Genomic DNA, 24480 nt, shown 5'->3' on the forward strand with positions numbered 1-24480 from the left:
ATTATGAAAAGACTATTATTAATATTAGTATGTATAAGCCTTTTTATCTCGGCGTTCGGTCAATCGTTCGTTTTGAAGGGAATTGTCTCTTCAGCCGACGGTGAGTTGTTGCCGGGGGTAAATGTAAAAATACAAGGTACAACAGTGGGTACAATTACCGATATTGACGGTAATTTCCAATTAAATGTAAACAAAGGTGCTGTATTGGAGTTTTCTTATATCGGTTTTAAGAAACAAAGCATTAAAGTAAATAGTCAGCAAATGCTGAATGTAGAATTGGCTCCTGATCAAACAAATTTGGATGAAGTCGTTGTCGTTGGTTATGGTAAGGCTAAGCGTATAACGTTGACAGGTGCAGTTAGTGGAATACAGGCACGTGAGATTCGTAATGTTCCAACTAGTAGTGTACAGAATGCTTTGACAGGAAAGCTGCCGGGTTTTTTTAGTCAGCAACAGTCTGGTCAACCAGGTAAAGATGCTTCAGACTTCTTTATCCGCGGTGTCAGTTCATTGAATAATGATGGTAATAAACCGTTGATTATGGTGGATGACATGCAGTATACTTATGAACAGTTGTCTCAAATTAATGTCAACGAAATTGAAAGTATATCAATATTGAAGGATGCTTCTACTACGGCCATCTATGGTATCAAAGGTGCTAATGGTGTATTAGTAGTAAAGACTCGTCGTGGGGAGCAAGGTAAACCGAAAATTAATGTACGTTTGGAAACTGGTATGCAAACCCCAGTTCGTACGCCTAAATTTCTGAACGCTTACGAATCTTTACAATTAGTAAAGGAAGCACATACGAATGATGGTACTTTGTCTGATTTCCCGTATACTGAAGACGATATGATCGCTTTCAGAGATCATACTGATCCTTATGGGCATCCTGATGTCAATTGGTATGATGAGATTTTTAAGAAAATGGCATTTCAGGAGAACATAAATGTTGATGTCTCAGGTGGTTCTAAGAAATTGAGATATTTTGTTTCTGCGGGATATTTTACTCAGAATGGCTTGGTAAAAGACTTTGGGGGTAATTCTGGTGATGGTGTGAATCCTAATTATTCCTATCGTCGTTTCAATTATCGCACTAATCTTGATTTTGATGTGACTGATAACTTCAATATGCGTTTGGACGTTTCTTCACGCTTCATGGATATCAATGAACCGTACAATATGAATGTAACAGGTGAGCTTTATGATTTCTCTAAAATGCACCCTTATTCGGCTCCACTTTTGAATCCGGATGGTTCATTTGCTTATTTATATGATACGCAAGATAGAAAACCGACATTGAACGCACGGTTGGCAAATGAAGGATATAAACGTACTAGACGTAATGATAATAATATTTTGTATGGTGCAACATGGAAGATGGACTTCTTAACGCCAGGGCTTGCAGCTGATTTTCAATTGGCATATTCCAGTAGTGATGAAAATTATCGTGCAGTGATGCGTACACGATATCCGACTTATCATTACGATTCTGCAACAGGTTTGTATAATATCAATCCGAATGGAGTCTATGATTATGAGCAGTATTTTGTATATAACAGTACAGATAAAGCTATCAAAGATTTGAATATCAAAGCATCTTTGAAATATGCTCATGTTTTCAATAATGCACATGATGTAAATGTTATGTTTTTGTACAATCGTCAGAGTACAACAAATGAAAAGGATGCAGCTGTTCCCAATAATTTCGAAGGTTATACGATGCAGCTAGGCTATAAATATAAAAATAAATATTTGGTAGATTTGAACATGGCATATAATGGGACCGATCGTTTTGGTAAAGATAACAATTTCGGATTCTTTCCAGCATTGGCTATAGGTTATGCTATCTCTCAAGAAGACTTTTTCAAGAATGTAGATTGGTTGGGAAGGAATGTGCAGTTATTGAAGTTTAGAACTTCTTATGGTCTTGTAGGGTCAGATGTAGCAAGCGGCGATCGTTATCTGTATCGGCAAGTATATAAAACAGGTGATTCTTATACTTTTGGTGAAGGTAACAACTTTGGTGTTAGTGGCATCAAAGAAGGTGATTTAGGAAATTTAAATGTAACGTGGGAGAAAGCGAGAAAGTTTAATGTTGGTGTAGATATGAATTTGTTTGATAAATTCTCCTTGACTTTCGACTGGTTTATAGATAAACGTTATGATCAGCTAGTTACCAGAAATGATATTCCGGATATATTAGGTATCGGCTTGTCTCCTGAAAATGTAGCAGAAACTACCAATAAAGGTTTTGATGGACAGATTGGTTATCAAGACCGTTTTGGTAACTTCAATTTTAATACCAATTTTGTATTTGGTTATGCTAAAAATCGAGTCGATTATAAAGCTGAGGCTCAACAGAAATATGAATGGTTGAGAGAAACGGGTAGACAGATTGGGCAGCCTTTTGGCTATCATTGGATTGGCTATTATACACCGGAAGATATTGAAAAGATTAATTCTGGTGCTGCGGACGCTCCGGCTAAGCCTGATATTGCTGTGCAGGCAGGTGACTTAAAGTATGCAGATTTGAATGGTGATGGTACTATCAATGATTTTGATAAACGTGCTATTGGCAAACCGAACTTGCCTACTACAACATTAGGATGGACGATTGGAGGAAGTTGGAAAGGGTTTAGTATCAGTGTTTTATTCCAAGGATCGTTTGATTATAGTTTTGCTATCAATGGAACAGGGATTGAGTCTGGTAAGAGTCAGTTCCAGCCACTTCACCAAAAGCGTTGGACACAGGAACGTTATGAAAATGGAGAAAGTATTGAGTTCCCACGTTTGACAATGCAAGATGGTACAATAAATAGTGCTTCTGCTTATAATTCGGATTTTTGGCTGATTAATGCATGGTATATTCGTTTGAAGACTGTTGACTTGGGCTATCAACTTCCCAAGACAGCATTACCTAAGTTCTTAGACAATGTCCGTTTTTATGTAAATGCTTATAACTTACTGACTTTTACCGGTTATGATAAATATCAGCAAGACCCTGAAATTAAGACCAATACAGCTGGTGATGCTTATATGAATCAGCGTGTTATAAACTTTGGAGTTCAGTTGGGCTTCTAGTAAATAAGTAGGGTTTAGATAAAAAGAGAATAATGTTTGCTATAAAAACATTATTCTCTTTTACTTTTTTAAGAAGTTAGTTTAGTGGTTATTGTATATTTGTTCGTCATAAAGTAAATTGAAAAATTGTATACTATAAAAAAGTAGTTAATATGAATAAGAATTTTGTAATCTCTCTATTCTTTCTATTAGGGAGTGCTACACTCTCTGCACAAGTGAAATTGCTTCCGATATTTTCGGATAATATGGTGTTACAGCAACAAACGCAAGCCCCTATATGGGGCGAGTCTAAGCCTAAGAAGAAAGTAGAAATTACGACCTCATGGGATCAGAAAAAATATACTATTCAGGCTGATGCACAAGGGAAGTGGAGTACGAAAGTTGCTACCCCAGTAGCGGGTGGTCCTTATAATATTACAATTTCTGATGGTAAAAAGGTGAAGCTTTCTAATGTAATGATTGGTGAAGTTTGGATATGTTCCGGACAATCCAACATGGAAATGCAGGTAGAAGGTTGGGGTAAGGTGAAGAACTATGAACAGGAGAAAGAAGAGGCAAATAATTATCCTAATATTCGTTTCTTATTGGTAGAAAATGCGATGAGTCCTACACCTGTTGAGAATATTACAGTAAAAGAGAATGGTTGGCAAGTGTGTACATCAAAGAGTGTAGCGGACTTTTCTGCAGCAGGTTACTTCTTTGGACGTGATTTGAATAAATACCGTAATGTGCCAATAGGATTGATTGATACATCTTGGGGAGGAACAATTATAGAAACATGGACCAGTAATGAGGCACTATCCACTATACCGAGTATGAAGAAAAGACTCGAAGCATTGGTCGGTTTGCCTGCATCTCAGGAAGGACGCAAGAAAAAGTTTGAAGAAGATGTTGAGACTTGGAAAGCTGAAGTTGAAAGAATTGACAAGGGGTGTGTTAATGGGGAGGCTATATGGGCAGCTCCTGATTTTAACGATGCGGCATGGAAATCTATGAAAGTTCCAGGTTTGATGCAAGAACAAGATTTACCAGGATTTAGTGGGCTTGTTTGGTTTAGGAAAACAATTGATATTCCTGCTGGTTGGGCAGGAAAAGATTTGATCTTGAATTTAGGTGTTATTGATGATAATGATTTTACTTATTTCAATGGTATACAGATAGGACATACAGAAGGATGGATGGCACCTAGAAGCTATAAGATTCCGAAAGAACTTGTGAAGAAGGGAAAAGCGGTGATTGCTGTACGTGTAATGGATACTGGTGGTACTGGTGGTATCAATGGAAGTCCTGAAAGTATTTCACTTCATCTTTCCGATACAGAAGCTATCCAGTTGGCTGGTAATTGGAAATATCAGGTTTCTTTAGATATGAGAGAGGTTGCACCAATGCCTGTTGATATGTCATGGAATCCGAATTCTCCTACTTTCTTATTTAATGCTATGCTTAATCCACTGATTCCCTATGCTATCAAAGGAGCCATTTGGTATCAGGGAGAATCAAATGCGGGAGAGGCTTTTCAGTATCGTGATTTAATGCCGTTGATGATTACTGATTGGAGAAATCGCTGGGGATATGATTTTCCTTTCTATATGGTGCAGTTAGCTAGTTTTACAGCGAAACAAACAGCTCCTGTTGAATCTACTTGGGCGGAATTGAGAGAAGCTCAAACTCGGACTTTACATTTGCAAAATACAGGTATGGCTGTGGCAATTGATATAGGTGAGGAGTTTGATATTCATCCGAAGAACAAGCAAGAAGTGGGTAGACGCTTGGCATTAGCGGCCCGGGCGCAGACTTATGGCGAGAAGATTCCTTATTCCGGTCCGATATATAAATCTTATAAGATTGAAGGAAATAAAATTCGTATCTTCTTTGATCATATTGATGGTGGTCTGAAGACGGCGAATGGCGAAATGCCGAAAGGATTTACCATTGCTGGTGTAGACCATAAATTTCATTGGGCAGATGCTGTGATCGAAGGAAATACAGTTGTTGTTTCCTCATCTGAAGTTACCCTCCCGGTTGCAGTACGTTATGCATGGGCTGATTATCCGATATGCAATATGTATAACGGTGCGGATCTGCCAATGTCTCCTTTCCGTACTGATGATTGGAAAGGTATTACTTATGTCAATAAATAGTAAGTCTTTATTTAATTAATATATTCAATAATAAACCATGAAGAAACTAGTTTATTTAATTATCTTCTTTTTGTATTCGACTGTGATGAATGCTCAGCTAAAAGATCTGGTACAGTATGTGAATACGCTACAAGGTACCGATTCTAATTTTGGTTTGAGCTACGGTAATACTTATCCTACTACAGGTATGCCTTATGGTATGCATATGTGGTCTGCGCAAACAGGTAAAAATGGGGATGGATTTAAGTATATGTATGCTGTTGATAAGATTCGTGCTTTTAGCCAATCACATCAATGTAGTCCTTGGGTGAGTGATTATGCTGTATATTCTTTCATGCCGATGGTAGGGGAGCTGGTTGTAAATCAAGATGCTCGTGCTACCAAGTTTAGTCACGATAATGAGATAGCTAAACCTCATTATTATAAAGTAACATTCGATAATGGCATTACTACTGAAATGGCTCCGACTACCCGTGGTGTACATTTACGTTTTTCCTATCCTACTACGGGAGATGCTTATTTGGTACTTGACGGATATACGGATATGAGTGAAATCAAAATTGATCCGGCTAAGAGACAAATCTCCGGTTGGGTAAATAATCAACGTTTTGTGAACGATTCAAAATCATTCCGTAATTATTTTGTTGTTCAATTTGATAAACCTTTCGAAGATTACGGCGTATGGGAAAACCAAAAGGATGAAGTGTTTCCACAGAAATTAGATGGAGCAGGTAAAGGATATGGTGCATTTATTAAATTTAAAAAAGGCTCGAAGGTTCAGGCTAAAGCAGCTTCCTCATACATAAGTGCAGAGCAGGCTCTGATAACTTTAAATAAAGAACTCGGTAAAGATAAGAATCTGGAAGTAACGAAAGCACGCGGTCAGAAGACTTGGAATGAAGTATTGAATAGAATTGTAGTTGAAGGATGTACGGACGAACAGATGAAGACTTTCTACTCTTGTCTTTTCCGTGCTAATTTATTCTCTCGCAAATTTTATGAACGCAAAGAAAATGGTGAACCATATTATTATAGCCCATATAATGGTAAAATTTATGATGGTTACATGTATACTGATAATGGATTTTGGGATACATTCCGTTCTCAATTCCCTTTGACAAATATTTTGCATCCAACAATGCAGGGACGTTATATGAATGCTCTTTTGGCAGCCCAGGAACAATGCGGCTGGTTGCCTTCATGGTCTTCCCCGGGTGAAACAGGAGGAATGTTAGGAAATCATTCTATTTCATTGCTGGCAGATGCATGGGCAAAAGGAATTCGTGATTTTGATCCTGAAAAAGCACTGAAGGCTTATGCGCATGAAGCAATGAATAAAGGTCCTTGGGGTGGTGCTAACGGACGTGGATTCTGGAAAGAATATTTCCAGTTAGGATATGTTCCTTATCCTGAATCAATGGGTTCTAGTGCACAAACTATGGAATATGCATATGATGATTTCTGCGGATATCAACTTGCTAAAATGGTTGGAAATAAACATTACCAAGAAGTATTTGCCCGTCAGATGTACAACTATAAAAATGTCTTTGATAAGTCTATCGGATTTATGCGTGGAAAGGGTGTTGATGGTAAATGGCAGGAACCATTCGATCCACTGGAATGGGGGGGGCCTTTCTGTGAAGGAAATGCATGGCATTATACATGGTCAGTGTTCCATGATGTACAAGGCTTGATTGACTTGTTTGGAAGTGATGAAAAGTTTACTACTAAAATAGATTCTGTATTTACTATTCCTAACATAATTAAACCGGGCACTTATGGTGGAGTTATTCATGAAATGAAAGAAATGGAGTTGGCTAATATGGGACAATATGCACACGGAAATCAACCGATTCAACACATGCCTTATTTGTATTGCTATGCAGGTCAGCCGTGGAAAACTCAATATTGGGTACGTCAGATTGTTGAGAGATTATATAATTCAACAGAAAAAGGTTATCCGGGTGATGAAGACCAAGGCGGTATGTCTTCATGGTATATTCTGAGCTCATTGGGTATATATGCTGTTTGCCCGGGTACAGATGAATATGTGATTGGCAGCCCATTATTTAAGAAGGCTACCATAACTATGGAAAATGGCAATAAGTTTGTGATTGAAGCACCAGAAAACAGTAAAGAAAATTTATATATACAATCAGCTACTTTGAATGGCAGACTTTTAGATAAAAACTATATCCATTATGATGATATAGCAGAAGGAGGAGTCTTGAAATTTGAAATGGGAAGCCAGCCTAATAAAGAAAGATGTACTTCGAAGTATGCTGCGCCTTTCTCTTTGTCTAAAGAATAAAGAATCAAAGAATAAAGTTCAATAATACGATCGATTTTATCCGAATAGCGAAACAGGGTACTATTAGTGGTATTCCTGTTTCTTATTCGAAATAGACTCTACTAAAAGAACATCCGGAATGAAACATAAATTCTTATTTATTTTATTATTCTCTCTTGTTTTAGAAGGAATGGTTACAACACAAGCTGTGGCTGGTGACTATGTCCATCAAGTCAATACGTTGATTGGAACAAAAGGTACCGGACTGACTTCCGGATATCTTTATCCGGGAGCAACTTATCCTTATGGGATGGTACAATTTACTCCATCTTATTTTTCCAAAAGGTCGGGATTCGTTATCAATCAGTTGAGTGGTGGTGGTTGTGAACATATGGGAAATTTTCCCACTTTCCCTGTGAAGGGAAAACTGAAAATGTCACCTGATAACATCCTCAACTATCGTATAAATGTATCTGAAGAAAAAGGACATGCCGGTTATTATGAGGCTATGGTGCAAGAGGATATCAAGGCAAAACTGACAGTGACCGAGCGAACGGGGATGGCTAGTTATGAATATCCGGCAGATCAACAGTATGGTACAATAATCATTGGTGGAGGTATTTCTGCAACTCCTATTGAACAAGCAGCAATTGTTATTACTGCCCCGAATAAGTGTGAAGGTTATGCAGAAGGAGGAAATTTCTGTGGGCTCCGTACTCCGTATAAAGTCTATTTTGTAGCAGAGTTTGATACTGATGCTTTTGAAACCGGTACATGGAAGAGAGAAGAATTGATGCCAAATACAACTTTTGCAGAAGGTGAGTATTCTGGTGTATACTTTACTTTTGATGTAAACAAAAAGAAGAATATTCAATATAAGATTGGAGTTTCTTATGTTTCAGTAGAAAATGCACGTGAAAATTTGAAAGCCGAAAATGCAGAATGGGATTTCCAAAAGATACAGAATCAGGCGGAGGCAAAATGGAATCATTATTTGGGTATGATTGAAGTGGAGGGCACCAATCCCGATCGTACGACCCAATTCTATACACATTTATATCGTTCTTTCATTCACCCGAATGTTTGCAGCGATGTGAATGGGGAATATATGGGAGCGGATTTCAGAGTGCATAAGTCACGTTCTAAACACTATACTTCTTTTAGTAATTGGGATACGTATCGTACACAAATTCAATTATTATCCATGCTTGATCCGGAGGTAGCTTCCGATATTGTTATTTCCCATCAATTGTTTGCAGAACAGTCCGGTGGCTCTTTTCCTCGTTGGGTGATGGCTAATATTGAAACAGGGGTAATGCAGGGAGATCCGACTCCTATTCTGATTGCTAATGCCTATGCTTTCGGAGCTCGTAATTATGATCCGAAACCTATCTTTAAGATTATGAGAAAAGGAGCGGAGGAACCGGGTTCTAAGTCGCAAGATGTGGAGACTCGCCCGGGATTGAAGCAATATTTGGATAAGGGTTATTATAATGCATCTATTCAATTGGAGTATACCTCAGCAGATTTTGCTATCGGACAGTTTGCATTGCATGCAGTGGGAGATGAATTTGCCAGTTGGCGTTATTTTCATTTTGCCCGTTCATGGAAGAATTTGTATAATTCGGACACAGGTTGGCTACAATCACGTAATCCGGATGGATCGTGGAAATCTCTTGGTGAAGACTTTCGTGAATCTACTTATAAGAATTATTTTTGGATGGTGCCTTATGATATTGCCGGTCTGGTAGAAATAATAGGTGGTAAGGAAAAAGCCGAGAAACGGTTGGATGAATTCTTTACACGCCTGGATGCCGGATATAACGATGCATGGTTTGCTTCCGGTAATGAGCCGAGTTTCCATATACCTTGGATATATAATTGGATTGGTCGTCCATACAAAACACAGGAAATCATTAATCGTGTGTTGAATGAGCAATATTCAAGTAAGATAGATGGTCTCCCGGGAAATGACGATTTGGGCACAATGGGTGCTTGGTATGTGTTTGCCTGTATCGGGCTTTATCCGGAAATCCCGGGTGTGGGGGGATTTACGGTAAATACTCCAATCTTTTCATCTGTCAAGGTACATTTGAAAAAAGGTGATATTGTGATAAAGGGAGGTTCAGAAAAGGACATCTATATCAAATCCATGAAACTAAACGGAAAATCATATGAAAGTACATGGATAGACTGGGACCAGCTCAACAGCGGAGCTACTATCGAATACCGTACTTCGGGTAAACCGGACATGAAGTGGGGAGCAAAGGTCGTTCCACCATCTTTTCCTTAATTAATGAATTATTATAAAGAACAATCATGAAAAGAAAATTTCAACATATAGCTTATTTACTGATGGTTGCAGCAGTGATAACTTCCTGTGGAGAGAAGAAGCAAACATCCGAATTCCCCGATTGGGCATGGGCGGATTTTCAACGTCCGGAAGGTATTAACCCAATTGTCTCTCCTGATACCACTACTGTTTTTTATTGCCCAATGAGGCAGGATTCGGTAGCATGGGAATCTAGTGATACTTTTAATCCGGCTGCTACAATTTATGATGGTAAAGTGGTTGTGCTTTACCGGGCAGAAGATAATTCGGCGGTAGGAATTGGTTCACGCACTTCTCGCTTAGGCTATGCTTATTCTGATGATGGTTTGCATTTTAACCGGATGACTGTTCCTGTATTTTATCCGGCAGATGATAACCAGAAAGAATTGGAATGGCCAGGGGGGTGTGAAGATCCGCGAGTTGCTGTGACAGAGGATGGCCTTTATGTAATGCTTTATACACAATGGAATCGTAAGCAGGCCCGTCTTGCCGTAGCTACTTCTCGTGATCTTCAGATATGGGAAAAATATGGTCCGGCTTTTGCAAAAGCATATGGCGGACGTTTTTTTGATGAATTTTCCAAATCTGCTTCTATTGTCACAAAATTGGTAGATGGCAAACAAGTGATTGCTAAAATTGATGGAAAATATTGGATGTATTGGGGAGAAAAGTTTGTGAACGTAGCTACTTCCACGGATTTGATTAATTGGGAACCGATGCTTGATGAAAAAGGAGACTTTCTAAAAGTAATTACTCCTCGTGAAGGTAAATTTGATAGTGACCTGACCGAGTGTGGTCCACCTGCAATTATGACTGATAAAGGTATTTTATTACTTTATAATGGTAAGAATAAGTCAGGTGCAGAGGGTGATACATTGTATACTGCTAATTCTTATTGTGCCGGGCAAGCATTATTCGATGCTAAAGATCCGACTAAATTGATTGACCGATTGGATAAACCATTCTATATTCCGGAATCAGATTTTGAGAAGAGCGGACAATATCCCGCGGGAACAGTATTTATAGAAGGTTTAGTATTCCATAATCAGAAATGGTACTTATATTATGGTTGTGCAGATTCACGTGTAGCAGTTGCTGTGTATGATCCTTTTAAGAAATAAAATGCAATGAAAAAGATAGGACTCTTTTTGTTTGATATTTGTTTTGCATTGCAAATGGTGGCACAAGAACAAAACTACTTCACAAATCCTGTTATTCGGGGAGATGTACCCGATCCTTCTGTCATTCGGATTGAAGATACATATTATGCTACGGGTACCTCTTCGGAATGGGCGCCTTTTTATCCAATGTTTACCTCGAAGGATCTGGTAAACTGGAAACAGGTAGGGCATGTTTTTACCAAGCAACCGTCCTGGACTTCTAATTCATTTTGGGCACCAGAATTGTTTTATCATAATAATAAAGTTTACTGTTATTATACTGCCCGCCAAAAAAGTACCGGGATATCATATATCGGAGTAGCTACGTCTGATTCTCCTTTACATGAATTTACCGATCATGGTCCGATTGTAGAGTATGGGAAGGAAGCTATCGATGCATTTATTTATGATGATAACGGGCAGTTGTATATCAGTTGGAAAGCTTATGGTTTGGATACGCGTCCGATAGAATTGTTAGGATGTAAACTGTCCGCTGATGGTTTGCATTTGGATGGTGAACCTTTTACTCTTTTAGTAGATGAAAAGGGAATTGGTATGGAAGGACAGTACCATTTTAAAGAAGGCGACTACTATTATATAGTATACGCTGCCCATGGATGTTGTGGTCCTTCTAGTGACTATGATGTGTATGTAGCACGTGCAAGGAATTATGGTGGACCTTATGAAAAATATTCTGGAAACCCCATTCTTCATGGCGGAGAAGGAGATTATAAATCATGTGGTCATGGTACTGTGGTGAGAACATCTGATGGTCGTATGTTTTATATGTGTCACGCTTATTTGAAGGGAGATGGTTTCTTTATCGGGCGTCAACCGATTTTGCAAGAAATGGAAATGACGGATGATCATTGGGTGCGTTTCAAGACTGGGAATTTGGCTATAGCTGAACAGCCTATACCTTTTGTCGGTACAAAGCAAGAGCCTCTTTCGGATTTTGAAGATAATTTTAAGGGGAATCAATTGAAAGTTGATTGGACGTGGAATTATCCTTATTCAGATATACACGCTGTGCTAAAGAAAGGAAAGTTATTTTTATCCGGTACTCCAAAGAATAACAATAAATATGGTACAGCATTATGTTTACGTCCTCAATCTCCACAGTATAGCTGTGAGACGAAAGTAATAAACACAGGCAAAGGACTGAAAGGATTGACCTTGTATGGCGATGATAAAAACCTGATTGCTTGGGGAATTGAAGGAGATAAACTTATTTTGAAAGTGGTGAAAGACGATATTGAGTCAGTACTTTATGATTCAGCTTTTGCAAGTAAAGAGATATATTTGAAATTGGAAGTTGAACAGGGGTGTATATTCCACTTTTATAAAAGTCTGGATGGAAAAACATGGCAATCTGTGCAGAATACCCCTTTCAAGGGTAAATCCTTGATTCGTTGGGATAGAGTGCAGCGTCCGGGATTACTACATTATGGAGATAAGGATGTACCGGCAGAGTTTTCTTATTTTAAAATGAAGAATTTAAAATAAAAAGAAAGTAGATGGTGATAAAATTTTTAGTTTATACTATTAAATTATCCCTCATAGTAGATTAACAGTATTTGTAAAATATAGATTGATAACATGAAAAAGTTTTTAGTATTAGTTGCAGCAGTTTGCATGGCATATACTACTGCGTTTGCTCAGACCGTGAAACCTTTTAAGGAAGGTGATAGAGCTGTGTTTTTAGGAAATAGTATTACGGATGGTGGTCGTTACCATTCATTTATCTGGTTGTATTACATGACCCGCTTCCCGAATATGCCTATTCGTGTATTCAATGGAGGTATTGGTGGTGATACAGCGTATGATATGAATAAACGTTTGGATGGTGACATTTTTAGCAAAAATCCTACTGTATTGATGGTGACTTTCGGTATGAATGATTCCGGTTATTATGAATATAATGGTGATAATGCGAAAGAATTTGGTGAACAGAAGTATCAGGAAAGCATCAAGAACTTCCAGCAGATGGAAAAACGTTTCAAGGAATTGCCACATACTCGTATCGTAATGACGGGAACCTCTCCTTATGATGAAACTGCGCAAATAAAGGATAATACGGTCTTTAAGAAAAAAAATGAGACTATTAAGAGAATTATAGAATATCAAAGAGAATCTGCTGCAAGAAATGGTTGGGAATTTACAGATTGGAATGCGCCTATGGTAGCTATAAATCAGGAACTTCAACAAAAAGATCCTAGTTTTACTCTTTGTGGTAACGATCGTATCCATCCGGACAATGACGGTCATATGGTGATGGCTTATCTTTTCTTGAAAGCACAAGGTTTTGCTGGTAAAGATGTGGCCAACATGGAAATCAATGCAAATAAGAAGCAAGCAGTGAAGGCAGAAGGTTGTACCATCTCAAATATTAAGAAAATAGGTAAAGATATTAGTTTTGATTATCTGGCAGAGGCGTTACCATATCCTTTGGATACTATTGCACGAGGCTGGGGTTCTAAGAAGAGTCAGGCAGAAGTTATAAAAGAAGTTCCTTTTATGGAAGAGATGAATACTGAATTGCTGAAAGTTACCGGTTTGAAGGGGCAATATAAACTGTTGATTGACGATCAGGAAATAGGAACCTGGGATGCTGCTGATTTGGCAAAGGGTATAAATTTAGCTGCAGAATCTAAAACTCCACAATACCAGCAGGCATTAACTATCATGCACCTCAATGAGTATCGTTGGGAACTTGAAAGAACATTTAGAGAATATGCGTGGTGCCAGTTTGGTTTCTTTCAACAAAAAGGCTTATTGTTTGCTAATGACAGAAAGGCTATTGAAGTGATGGATGAAAATGTAGAGAAGAACATGTGGTTGAAAGGACGTCGGGATCTTTATTCAAAGATGATGTTTAAAGAAATTCGCGACGCACGTGAACAAGAGATGGATGTTCTGATTTCCAAGATCTACGAAATCAACAAGCCAGTAGTAAGAAAGATTGTTCTGAGAAAAATATAATATTTCTTTAGATAAGAAAGGTTTGAATTGGTGTATGGTGGTGCCGGCTAATAGTCGGCACCTTTTTTATGTATGATATTTGATTTAATTTCTTTTCCAGAAATCGGAACTGAACAGCAGCAATACCGTAAACAACTCCAGACGTCCGAGAAGCATCAAAAAGGAGAGCAACCATTTGGCTGCATCAGGCAATTCACTCCACGAGAAGGCAGGGCCACACGTGCCGAGTCCCGGTCCCATGTTTCCTATACTTGATATGACCGTTCCGATAGATTCGAGAAATCCCACTCCGAAGCCCATCATGACAAGAATGCTGATAATGGCGATGATTGCATACAAAAATGTAAATGCCAGTACGGTAGACTGGATAGAGGGGGAGATCACCTGTTTATTCACCCGTACGGGCAATACTGCATTGGGATGCAGAATATGTTTAAATTCATTTTTGGCAACTTTGAAGAGGATAACCATGCGGATACATTTGATACCACCTGTCGTACTGCCTGCGCAAGCACCCATTATCATTACGATAAGAAGACAGCCCCAGAGAATGGAGGGCCAGAGCATATAGTCGGCAGTGGCAAAACCGGTTGAAGTCTGTAGGGAGATTACTTGGAACAGAGATTTCCGGAATGCTTCTTCTGCTCCCATCGAACTGGTCTGATAAAGCCAGACTGCTATGAAAACCGTGAAAAAGGCAACAGACATAAAATAAAACTTCAGCTCGGCATCATGGATAAACTTCTTTATTTTCCCATTGAACATCAGCAATAATAGCGTGAAGTTGACTCCCGAGAGGAACATGAAAACAGATATTACATAGTCTATGTAAGGCGAGTGGTAATATTCGATACTTGTCTGCTTGGTGGAGAACCCACCTGTACTGGTCGTGGTGAAAGCGTGGCAGATACTGTCGAAAAGTCCCATGCCCCCGAATACCAGTAATATAATCAATGTCCCCGTCATACCGGCATAGATGCCCCAGATCCATTTGGCGGTAACACCAATACGGGGATGTACTTTGTCATGAGTCGGCCCACTGGCTTCGGCGGCAAATACCTGAATACCTCCCATACCGAAAATCGGAAGAACGGCAATCGTAAAGAATACAATTCCCAGACCGCCGATCCACTGAGTCATTGCCCGCCAGAAAAGGATTCCGTGAGGCATCGATTCTATATTATTCATGATGGTGGCACCGGTACTGCTGAAGCCGGACATTGTCTCGAAGAAGGCATCGGTGACACTTGGAATATACCCGCCTATATAATAGGGCAACATTCCAAAAAAGGAGAAAGCAATCCAGGCTACACTGACAATCACATATCCATCGCGGCGGTTGAGTGACTTTTCGGCCCCTCTTCCAATAGCAAGCATAATCACACCTACAAAGGCCGTGATAGCTGATGAAAGCAGAAAACTGTTTAAATCATCTTCCTTGTAAAATAGTGAAACACCACCGCAACACATTAACATAGCCGTTTCTATCAGTAACAGAAACCCCATGATGCGATATATCATCCTCGAATTAATCATTTTTTAAGTAATAGGTATTAAGTAATAGGTATTAAGTAATAAGTAATAGGTATTAAGTATTAAGTATTATGCGCCAAGTATCAGATATAATGTCAAGTACAAGCAGCTACGGTTATTACCTATTACCTAATACTTATTACTTAATACCTATTACTTAATTAAAGAACTTCTCAATCTTCTTGATCATCATACTCAGGCAGAATACAACGACATGGTCTCCAGGACGAATCAGCGTATCTCCGGTTACGAGCACTCCTTCGCCATTGCGAATCATACCTCCGATGGTTGTTCCTTTGGGCAATCCCAGATCCTTGATTAAATTTTTAGTAATCTTTGCTCCGGCGGGTACGGTAAACTCAGCCACATCGGCGTTGGCAAACGTCAGGCATTTGACATTGGATACATCGGCATCCAGCATCATCTGATAAATGTGGCTGGCGGCAATCATTTTCTTATTGATGACCGTGCCGATATCAAGACTTTCCGCCATGCCGATATAGTCGATATTCTCTACTTCCGCCACCGTCTTTTCCACTCCCATACGTTTGGCGGCGAGACAGGCGAGGATGTTCGTTTCCGAATTGTCCGTCAAGGCGACAAATGCTTCGGTATTCTTTAAACCTTCTTCGATGAGCAGGTCCATATCACGACCATCGCCGTTGATGATCATGGTTTTGTCGTCCAATAATTCAGTCAGCCGGTTGCAACGGTTGATGTCGTTATCTACAATTTTTACCTGCATATAATCCGGCACGTACTGAGCGGTACGGACGGCGATACGGCTTCCGCCCATGATCATGACGTTGCGTACATCGGCATAATCCTCCTTGCCGGCTATTTTCCGGATATAAGGAATATATTTGCGTGTAGTGGTGAAATAAACAATATCGTGCAGTTTGATAACATCGTCTCCGCGCGGAATGATGGTTTCCGTTCCGCGTTTGATGGCTACCACGTGGTAAGGGATGTCCGGTGCACCCAGTTGATGGAGGGGAATATTCAGTATTTCCGCTTTTTCGCGCATCTTGGTACCGATCAGTATCAAGGCGCCTCCGCAGAATTCCCACCATTGACGTACCCAGCTCATACGCATGGAAGATACGATTTCTTTGGCAGCAAGCATTTCCGGATAGATCAATGAGTCTACACCCAGTTTCCGGAAGAATTCCTTGTTTTTGGGCAGAAGATATTCGTAGTTGTCGATGCGGGCGACAGTCTTTTTGGCACCCAGATTGGTGGCTAGCATACAGGCAGTCATATTCCTGCTTTCGTCGGGGGTGACTGCGATGAACAAGTCCGCTTCTTTCACGCCTACCTCTTTCAGTCCCGAGATGGAAGAAGGAGAAGCCGTGACAGTCAACAAATCGAAGTTGGCGCTGAGGGCACTTAGTTTTTCTTCGTCATCGTCCATCAGGATAATGTCCTGTTTTTCCCGGGACAATAATTTAGCCAGGTGGGTGCCTACGTTTCCGGCACCTGCGATAATTATCTTCATCTTCAGTTAGTTAATTCTTTTATTTTGCTCATGTCGGGCAGAAGTTCACATTGCTTCAGCAATTCTTTTGTCAGGCTGTCTTCATCCATTCCGCAGAGCTGATATAACTCGGCTACCGTGCCGTGTTGCACGAATTTATCCGGAATTCCGATGCGTTTGACTGTCGGGGTATATTCATGGTCGGCCATGAATTCAAGTACGGCACTTCCCATTCCTCCCTGAATCGTTCCGTCTTCTATGGTGACGATGTGGCGGAATGTGCGGCCCACTTCGTGCAGCAGTTCTTCGTCCAGCGGTTTGAGGAATCTCAGATCATAGTGGGCGATGCTTCTTCCCGATTCGGACTCGGCACGGGCGATGGCACTCCTTGCTTTATTTCCGATAGGTCCTATGCTGATGACAGCTATATCTTTTCCGTCCTTCAATTTCCGTCCTTTGCCTACAGGAATTTCTTCAAGCGGGCATTTCCAGTCCACCAATACGCCACGGCCACGCGGATAGCGGAGTACGAACGGACCTTTATCCGGCAGTTGTGCCGTGTACATCAGTCGTCGCAGCTCATGCTCATTCATAGGGGAGGCGATGGTCAGATTAGGTATCGGACGCAGATAAGCCATGTCGAACGCACCGTGATGTGTCGGACCGTCTTCGCCTACCAGTCCGGCACGGTCGAGACAGAGAACTACGGGAAGATTCTGAATAGCCACATCATGGATAATATTGTCATAAGCCCGTTGCATGAACGATGAATAGATGTTGCAGAAAGGCTGCAAGCCATCTTTTGCCATTCCTCCGGAGAAGGTGACGGCGTGGCCTTCGGCAATACCCACATCGAAAGCCCGCTTGGGCATTTTGGACATGAGGATGTTCATCGAACAGCCGGAAGGCATGGCGGGAGTCACACCTACGATCCTTGGATTGGCTTCCGCCAGTTCCACCAGTGTATTTCCGAAAACGTCTTGGAACAGGGGAGGCATTCCTTCCGTATTGGCTACGAAACGCTCTCCGGTGACGGGATCGAACTTGCCGGGAGCGTGCCATTCGGTGGCGTGTTTCTCGGCAGGGGCGAAGCCTTTTCCTTTGATCGTGTGGAGATGCAGTATTTTGGGACCTTTGAGGTCTTTAATGTCACGCAATACCCTTGAAAGGTTCTTTATGTCATGGCCATCGATAGGACCGAAGTAGCGGATGTTCATTCCTTCGAATATATTCTGTTGCTGGGCGGCCATTGACTTCAGACTGTTGCCGAAGCGGATCAGTGCCTTGCGACGTTCATCGTTCAGGATGCCGAGCTTGAACAACAGGCGGGAAGCCTTGAAACGCAGTTGGTTGTAGCGGTTCGAGGTTGTCAGGTTGAACAGGTATTGTTTCATACCGCCGACACTGCGGTCGATAGCCATGTCGTTATCATTCAGGATAATAAGCAGGTTGTTCGGGGTGGTAGAAGAATTGTTCAATCCTTCAAAAGCCAGTCCTCCGCTCATCGAACCGTCTCCGATGATGGCTATCACATGACGTTGGTCGTCTCCCTTCTTGGCGGCGGCGACAGCCATGCCGAGGGCTGCGGAGATCGAATTGGAAGCGTGTCCGCAGGTAAATGTATCGTATTCGCTCTCTTCGGGAGAAGGGAAGGGGCGAATACCTCCCAGTTTCCGGTTGGTGGAGAATGCTTCACGCCGTCCTGTGAGGATTTTGTGGCCGTACGCCTGATGTCCCACGTCCCATACAATACGGTCATAAGGTGTATTGTAGACGTAGTGCAGGGCTACGGTCAGTTCCACTGTTCCGAGGCTGGCAGCGAAGTGCCCCGGATTGCAGGAGAGTTCTTTAATAATGTCTTGCCTTAATTCATCGCATACTTCCGGCAGTTGGTCTACTTCCAGACGGCGCAGATCATCGGGGCTGTTGATTGAGTTTAGCAAGTTATATATCGGTTCATTCTTCATGATTCGAGAAAATTTGGTGCAAAAATACGAAAAAGAAAGCGGAAGCCCTTTCTTTTTACCTAAATTCTTATTGTTAAAGCGAAGTACGAGGGTGGAATGGCATTCGGTCGTTGGTATATTGAAGTATGTGCCGTCGGGTTCCCGGAAGAACTGTAACTTTCTTTTTATTATGTGAAATGTGGATTAATATTACTAATCAAATGAAATCTCTATTAGGGAAATAAAAGTTGCATGAAAAAAGAGAACATGAACTTGCAGAAACGTTCGTATCGTTATTAATAAATTTGATGATCGTTTATTATAGACGTGTCTTCCGTTTATTAGAAACTCTAAAATGAGATTTTGTAGGAAATAGATTGAATTAATGCAACAAAAAAGGCTGCAAACTTCATAGAGCTTGCAGCCTTTGGGCTATATCAATCGTCTTATTCCTTAGTAAAATGAGAAGGAATAAGCTGTATTTGTTGTAATATGATACTGTATTTTATCCATGTTTTCTATTCTTTTATATCCGTTATTCATTGATTTTCTGTTTTCGGTCTACAAATATACAACATAAAAAGCCATTTGTCAAGCCTTGAATAGATTTGTGATTAAAATAAAGCGGAATATCGTATCTTTGTCGTACTTTTGCAAGAGAGAAACAATCGAAAGAAGGAGAATATATGGATTTTCAAACAAAGGTAGAACTACCGGCGGGCTTGCCGCCTGTCAGTCATGCGGAACGGATTCTTTTGATGGGGTCTTGTTTTGCAGAGAACATGGGCAGGTTGCTGGCAGAAAATAAATTTCGCGTTGACATGAATCCTTTCGGGATTCTCTATAATCCGCTGTCGGTCTCTACGGCTTTGGTGGAGATATTGAAGGGGAAGGTGTATCAGGAGAAAGACTTATTCCTATATAAGGAGTGCTGGCATAGTCCGATGCATCATGGTTTGTTCTCTGCGTCATCGCCGGAGGAAGTACTTGAAAAGATAAACACTCGCTTGTCGCAGGCTCACCGTTCGGTCCACGAACTTGACTGGCTGATGCTGACTTTCGGCACTGCCTATGTATATGAACAGAAAGAAACAAGGCAGGTAGTCTCCAATTGTCATAAACTGCCGGAGAGCTGCTTCAACCGCCGGATTCTTTCGGTAGATGAGATTGTGAACGAATATACTTCGTTGATAACCAGTATGGTGGCGCGCAATTCTCACTTGAAGGTCTTGTTCACGGTCAGCCCTATCCGGCATATACGTGACGGGATGCATGCCAACCAGTTGAGTAAATCGACCTTATTGCTTGCCATCGACCGCCTGCAACAGCTCTTTCCGGATCATGTGTTCTACTTTCCTTCTTATGAGATCGTTTTGGATGAACTGCGTGATTATCGCTATTATGCCGATGACATGCTTCATCCGTCTCCGTTGGCTGTCCGTTATTTGTGGGAACGCTTTTCGGAGGCCTTCTTTTCTGCCGAAACGAAGCAGGTGATCACTGCCATCGAAGATATTACTAAAGACTTGTCACACAAGCCTTTTCATCCGGAGTCGGAAGCGTATCAACGCTTTTTAGGACAAATAGTGTTAAAAATCGAACGACTTAACGGAAAATATCCGTACTTAGACTTTCAAAAAGAAACAGAACTATGTCATATACGATTGAATCCATAGCCGAATATATCGGTGCACGCCGTGTCGGAGAGCATGAAGCGACGATTGATTGGCTACTTACAGATAGCCGCTCTTTGAGCTTTCCGGAAGAAACCCTTTTCTTTGCTTTGCCCACCAAACGTAATAATGGTGCACGCTATATCTCCGAACTATATGATCGGGGAGTGCGCAACTTCGTGGTTACGGAAGAAGACTTTAAGAGAATGGAGAATGGAGAATGGAAAATGGAGAATGCTATGCAGCAGGATGGTGCGCAGCCTACTCCCAACTCTCGACTCTCCATTCTCGATTTCTCCAATTTCTTGATCGTGGCGAATCCTTTGAAGGCTTTGCAGAAGCTGGCCGAGGCTCATCGGGAGAATTTCAAGATTCCGGTAATCGGTATCACGGGCAGTAATGGAAAGACCATTGTGAAAGAGTGGTTGCATCAATTATTGAGTCCGGACCGCTGCATTGTCCGTTCGCCCCGCAGTTATAATTCTCAGATCGGCGTTCCCTTGTCCGTCTGGCAACTGAATGAAGAAGCCGAATTGGGTATTTTCGAAGCCGGTATCTCCGAAATGGGGGAGATGGGGGCCTTGAAGCGCATGATTAAACCGACTATCGGTATTCTGACTAATATAGGCGGTGCCCATCAGGAGAATTTCTTCTCATTGCAGGAGAAATGTATGGAGAAGCTGACACTCTTTAAAGATTGCGATGTGGTGATCTATAATGGAGATAACGAGCTGATCAGTAATTGTGTGGCAAAGTCGATGCTGACAGCCCGTGAGATTGCATGGAGCTGCAAGGATATCGAGCGCCCTCTTTATATCAGCAAGGTGACAAAGAAAGAAGACCATACTGTGATTGCTTACCGCTATCTGGATATGGATAATATCTTCTGTATTCCTTTTATAGACGATGCTTCCATCGAAAATGCGTTGAACTGCCTGGCAGCCTGTCTTTATCTGATGACTCCTGCCGATCAGATTACCGAACGGATGGCACGGCTCGAACCGATCGCCATGCGCCTGGAAGTAAAAGAAGGCAAGAATAATTGTATACTCATCAACGATAGCTACAATTCGGACTTGGCTTCTCTGGATATAGCACTGGATTTCCTGGTACGCCGTTCGGAAAAGAAAGGACTGAAACGGACACTTATCTTATCGGATATTTTGGAGACAGGGCAGAGTACGGCTACGCTTTACCGTCGGGTAGCACAACTGATAAAGAGCCGGGGCATCAACAAGCTGATCGGTGTAGGAGCGGAGATTTCTTCGTGTGCCGCTCGCTTCGAAGGTACACCGGAACGATACTTCTTCCCCGATACAGACGCCTTGCTAAGATCGGGCATTTTTAAAACCCTTCATTCGGAAGTCATTCTGATAAAAGGTTCCCGCGTATTCAACTTTGATCTGGTATCGGAAGAGCTGGAACTGAAAGTGCATGAAACGATTCTGGAAGTGAACTTGGGTGCGATGGTTGCCAATCTGAATCACTATCGCTCCATGCTCCGCCATCCGGAGACGAAAATGATCTGTATGGTGAAGGCTGCTGCCTACGGAGCCGGATCATACGAGATTGCCAAAACATTGCAGGAGCATCATGTAGATTACCTTGCTGTAGCCGTTGCCGACGAAGGCTCCGAACTGCGTAAAGCAGGCATCACCTCCTCCATTATCATCATGGACCCCGAACTGACATCGTTCAAAACGATGTTCGATTATAAACTCGAACCGGAAGTGTACAACTTCCATTTGCTCGATGCACTGATTAAGGCGGCCGAGAAAGAAGGAATCACCAACTTCCCGATTCATGTCAAACTGGATACGGGTATGCACCGTCTTGGTTTTTCCGTCGATGAAATTCCGTTGTTGATCCGTCGTCTGAAAAGTCAGAATGCGGTTATTCCCCGGTCGGTATTCTCTCATTTTGTGGGAAGTGATTCGGCGCAATTCGACTTCTTCACCCGTCAGCAGATTGAACTGTTCGAGAAAGGTTCGCAGGAATTGCAGGAAGCTTTCTCACACAAGATTCTGCGTCATATCTGCAATACAGCCGGTATCGAACGTTTTCCCGGTGCGCAGTTTGATATGGTGCGTCTGGGGATAGGACTCTATGGGGTAAGCCCGATCGACAATTCGATTATCAATAATGTAAGCACGCTTAAGACTACGATTCTTCAGATTCGGGACGTGCCCGGAGAAGATACGGTAGGCTATAGCCGGATGGGACATCTGACGCGTCCTTCCCGCATTGCGGCAATTCCTATCGGGTATGCCGATGGCTTGAACCGCCATCTGGGACGTGGCAATGCTTACTGTCTGGTGAATGGCAAGAAAGCTCCCTATGTAGGAAATATCTGTATGGATGTCTGTATGATTGACGTGACGGATATCGATTGCAGGGAAGGGGACAAAGCTGTCATCTTCGGTGACGACCTGCCGATAACCACACTTTCGGATAAGTTGGGGACGATCCCTTACGAAGTGCTGACCAGCATCTCGAACCGTGTGAAGCGAGTCTACTATCAGGACTAAAGCGCAGGCGGTAAAAACAGAATTATATGTAGTAGAATAGTGAATGGAAGACTATAAAGGTTAACGATGGATAAATGGGCGGTAAATGATAACGGGTATACTTAAATTATTTCCCGTTTCCCGTTTATAGTTTCCTGTTTTTCTTTTATAGTCTGCCGTTTTTCTTTATATTTGCACCAACTAATAAACCTCTATAATTAATAAACATATGACAAACTTATTATTATTAGGCTTTTTGCCTAGTGGCTCTGAATGGATCATTATTGCTCTTGTTATTCTTCTCCTTTTCGGTGGTAAGAAGATACCCGAACTGATGCGTGGCTTAGGTAAAGGAGTAAAGAGCTTTAAAGATGGTGTGAACGAGGCAAAAGAAGAAATCAATAAGGCAAAAGACGAAATCGACGCACCGGCAGATTCAGCTAAGAAATAATAAGCAATGGCAGAAATGACCTTCTGGGATCATTTGGATGAGTTGCGTCGGGTACTTTTTCGTGTTATCGGAGTCTGGTTTGTATTGGCAATCGGCTATTTCGTAGCGATGCCTTATTTGTTCGACCATGTAATACTGGCGCCTTGCCATAATGATTTTGTATTTTACGACTTACTACGCTTTATCGGTCAGAAATTCGATTTGACTGATGAATTTTTTACGCAGGAGTTTAAGGTGAAGCTTGTCAATATCAATTTGGCAGCTCCTTTCTTTATACATATGTCGACAGCTTTCTGGATGTCGGTAGTGACGGCTATGCCCTATATTTTCTTTGAGGTCTGGCGTTTTATCAATCCGGCCCTTTATCCGAATGAGCGGAAAGGAGTCAGGAAAGCCTTGACCATAGGAACCGGTATGTTCTTTATCGGGGTGCTTATGGGATACTTTATGGTATATCCGCTGACACTCCGTTTCCTCTCTACCTATCAGCTGAGTTCGGAAGTCGAGAACATTCTGTCGCTCAATTCGTATATCGATAACTTTATGATGCTGATTCTCTGTATGGGACTGGCTTTTGAACTTCCGCTGGTGACTTGGTTGTTGTCTTTGCTGGGAGTCGTCAATAAGTCTTTCCTGCGCAAATATCGCCGTCATGCAGTTGTCATTATCGTAATAGCTGCCGCTATCATCACTCCGACGGGCGACCCGTTCACACTGAGTGTTGTGGCTATTCCGCTTTATCTGCTCTATGAAATGAGTATTCTGATGATAAAGGATAAGAAGGAAGTTCCTGAGTTGGAAGAAGAAGAGGAAGAAGAAGGCGTGGCAAAAGTCTGATAAGCCAATTATTTATCGTTCGTTTCCCCAAGTGTGTGTCAAAAGTCGATAGTAACTCAATTGAGGC

The 24480-nt window shown here is 41.5% G+C and carries 14 protein-coding genes; 11 read left to right on the forward strand and 3 right to left on the reverse strand.

The window, feature by feature from the left end:
• Window positions 1-3 precede the first annotated feature (3 nt).
• The 7 genes from BT_RS20645 (at window position 4) to BT_RS20675 (ending at window position 13989) form a co-directional block, all read left to right on the forward strand.
• Window positions 4-3084, forward strand: coding sequence for a SusC/RagA family TonB-linked outer membrane protein (locus tag BT_RS20645; protein WP_008760974.1), 3081 nt, complete (start codon window positions 4-6; stop codon window positions 3082-3084).
• 152 nt (window positions 3085-3236) lie between these two features.
• Complete coding sequence (locus BT_RS20650; RefSeq protein WP_008764318.1) at window positions 3237-5225, forward strand: sialate O-acetylesterase; 1989 nt, start codon at window positions 3237-3239, stop codon at window positions 5223-5225.
• Window positions 5226-5262: 37 nt separating this feature from the next.
• A complete protein-coding gene (locus tag BT_RS20655; protein WP_008764319.1) occupies window positions 5263-7536 on the forward strand; it encodes a GH92 family glycosyl hydrolase in 2274 nt (757 codons plus the stop codon).
• Between the two features lie 118 nt (window positions 7537-7654).
• Window positions 7655-9808, forward strand: coding sequence for a GH92 family glycosyl hydrolase (locus tag BT_RS20660; RefSeq protein ID WP_008764320.1), 2154 nt, complete (start codon window positions 7655-7657; stop codon window positions 9806-9808).
• Between the two features lie 26 nt (window positions 9809-9834).
• Window positions 9835-10968 (forward strand): glycoside hydrolase family 130 protein, encoded by a 1134-nt coding sequence (locus tag BT_RS20665; RefSeq protein WP_011109096.1) that lies wholly within the window; start codon window positions 9835-9837, stop codon window positions 10966-10968.
• Between the two features lie 6 nt (window positions 10969-10974).
• Complete coding sequence (locus BT_RS20670; protein ID WP_011109097.1) at window positions 10975-12513, forward strand: family 43 glycosylhydrolase; 1539 nt, start codon at window positions 10975-10977, stop codon at window positions 12511-12513.
• Between the two features lie 93 nt (window positions 12514-12606).
• Complete coding sequence (locus BT_RS20675) at window positions 12607-13989, forward strand: SGNH/GDSL hydrolase family protein (protein WP_008760980.1); 1383 nt, start codon at window positions 12607-12609, stop codon at window positions 13987-13989.
• 84 nt (window positions 13990-14073) lie between these two features.
• Here BT_RS20675 and BT_RS20680 read toward each other — a convergent pair whose 3' ends face one another.
• The 3 genes from BT_RS20680 to dxs all read right to left on the reverse strand — a co-directional run bounded on the left by BT_RS20680 (window position 14074) and on the right by dxs (window position 18966).
• On the reverse strand, window positions 14074-15525 hold the full coding sequence (locus BT_RS20680) for a TrkH family potassium uptake protein (protein ID WP_011109098.1): 1452 nt from the start codon (window positions 15523-15525) through the stop codon (window positions 14074-14076).
• Window positions 15526-15679: 154 nt separating this feature from the next.
• On the reverse strand, window positions 15680-17020 hold the full coding sequence (gene trkA / locus BT_RS20685) for a Trk system potassium transporter TrkA (protein WP_008764324.1): 1341 nt from the start codon (window positions 17018-17020) through the stop codon (window positions 15680-15682).
• Between the two features lie 2 nt (window positions 17021-17022).
• A complete protein-coding gene (gene dxs / locus BT_RS20690; RefSeq protein WP_008764325.1) occupies window positions 17023-18966 on the reverse strand; it encodes a 1-deoxy-D-xylulose-5-phosphate synthase in 1944 nt (647 codons plus the stop codon).
• Between the two features lie 665 nt (window positions 18967-19631).
• Here dxs and BT_RS20695 point away from each other — a divergent pair.
• From BT_RS20695 to tatC, 4 genes are all read left to right on the forward strand, one after another.
• Window positions 19632-20621, forward strand: coding sequence for a GSCFA domain-containing protein (locus BT_RS20695; RefSeq protein ID WP_008764326.1), 990 nt, complete (start codon window positions 19632-19634; stop codon window positions 20619-20621).
• A complete protein-coding gene (locus BT_RS20700; RefSeq protein WP_008760984.1) occupies window positions 20597-23146 on the forward strand; it encodes a bifunctional UDP-N-acetylmuramoyl-tripeptide:D-alanyl-D-alanine ligase/alanine racemase in 2550 nt (849 codons plus the stop codon). The genes BT_RS20695 and BT_RS20700 overlap by 25 nt, the downstream gene beginning before the upstream one ends.
• 208 nt (window positions 23147-23354) lie before the next feature.
• Window positions 23355-23576, forward strand: a complete 222-nt coding sequence (locus BT_RS20705; RefSeq protein WP_008760985.1) for a Sec-independent protein translocase subunit TatA/TatB — start codon at window positions 23355-23357, stop codon at window positions 23574-23576.
• A gap of 6 nt (window positions 23577-23582) precedes the next feature.
• On the forward strand, window positions 23583-24413 hold the full coding sequence (gene tatC / locus BT_RS20710; RefSeq protein WP_008760986.1) for a twin-arginine translocase subunit TatC: 831 nt from the start codon (window positions 23583-23585) through the stop codon (window positions 24411-24413).
• The last annotated feature ends 67 nt before the right edge of the window (window positions 24414-24480 follow it).

Origin of the sequence: Bacteroides thetaiotaomicron VPI-5482 (genome assembly GCF_000011065.1) — a bacterium.
GTDB classification, from domain to species: Bacteria; Bacteroidota; Bacteroidia; order Bacteroidales; family Bacteroidaceae; genus Bacteroides; species Bacteroides thetaiotaomicron.

Excerpts from the sequence above, each read along its gene's own strand:
- BT_RS20645 (WP_008760974.1), top strand. The coding sequence starts at position 4 with ATGAAAAGACTATTATTAATATTAGTATGTATAAGCCTTTTTATCTCG.
- BT_RS20650 (WP_008764318.1), top strand. The coding sequence starts at position 3,237 with ATGAATAAGAATTTTGTAATCTCTCTATTCTTTCTATTAGGGAGTGCT.
- BT_RS20655 (WP_008764319.1), top strand. The coding sequence starts at position 5,263 with ATGAAGAAACTAGTTTATTTAATTATCTTCTTTTTGTATTCGACTGTG.
- BT_RS20660 (WP_008764320.1), top strand. The coding sequence starts at position 7,655 with ATGAAACATAAATTCTTATTTATTTTATTATTCTCTCTTGTTTTAGAA.
- BT_RS20665 (WP_011109096.1), top strand. The coding sequence starts at position 9,835 with ATGAAAAGAAAATTTCAACATATAGCTTATTTACTGATGGTTGCAGCA.
- BT_RS20670 (WP_011109097.1), top strand. The coding sequence starts at position 10,975 with ATGAAAAAGATAGGACTCTTTTTGTTTGATATTTGTTTTGCATTGCAA.
- BT_RS20675 (WP_008760980.1), top strand. The coding sequence starts at position 12,607 with ATGAAAAAGTTTTTAGTATTAGTTGCAGCAGTTTGCATGGCATATACT.
- BT_RS20680 (WP_011109098.1), bottom strand. The coding sequence starts at position 15,525 with ATGATTAATTCGAGGATGATATATCGCATCATGGGGTTTCTGTTACTG.
- trkA (WP_008764324.1), bottom strand. The coding sequence starts at position 17,020 with ATGAAGATAATTATCGCAGGTGCCGGAAACGTAGGCACCCACCTGGCT.
- dxs (WP_008764325.1), bottom strand. The coding sequence starts at position 18,966 with ATGAAGAATGAACCGATATATAACTTGCTAAACTCAATCAACAGCCCC.
- BT_RS20695 (WP_008764326.1), top strand. The coding sequence starts at position 19,632 with ATGGATTTTCAAACAAAGGTAGAACTACCGGCGGGCTTGCCGCCTGTC.
- BT_RS20700 (WP_008760984.1), top strand. The coding sequence starts at position 20,597 with ATGTCATATACGATTGAATCCATAGCCGAATATATCGGTGCACGCCGT.
- BT_RS20705 (WP_008760985.1), top strand. The coding sequence starts at position 23,355 with ATGACAAACTTATTATTATTAGGCTTTTTGCCTAGTGGCTCTGAATGG.
- tatC (WP_008760986.1), top strand. The coding sequence starts at position 23,583 with ATGGCAGAAATGACCTTCTGGGATCATTTGGATGAGTTGCGTCGGGTA.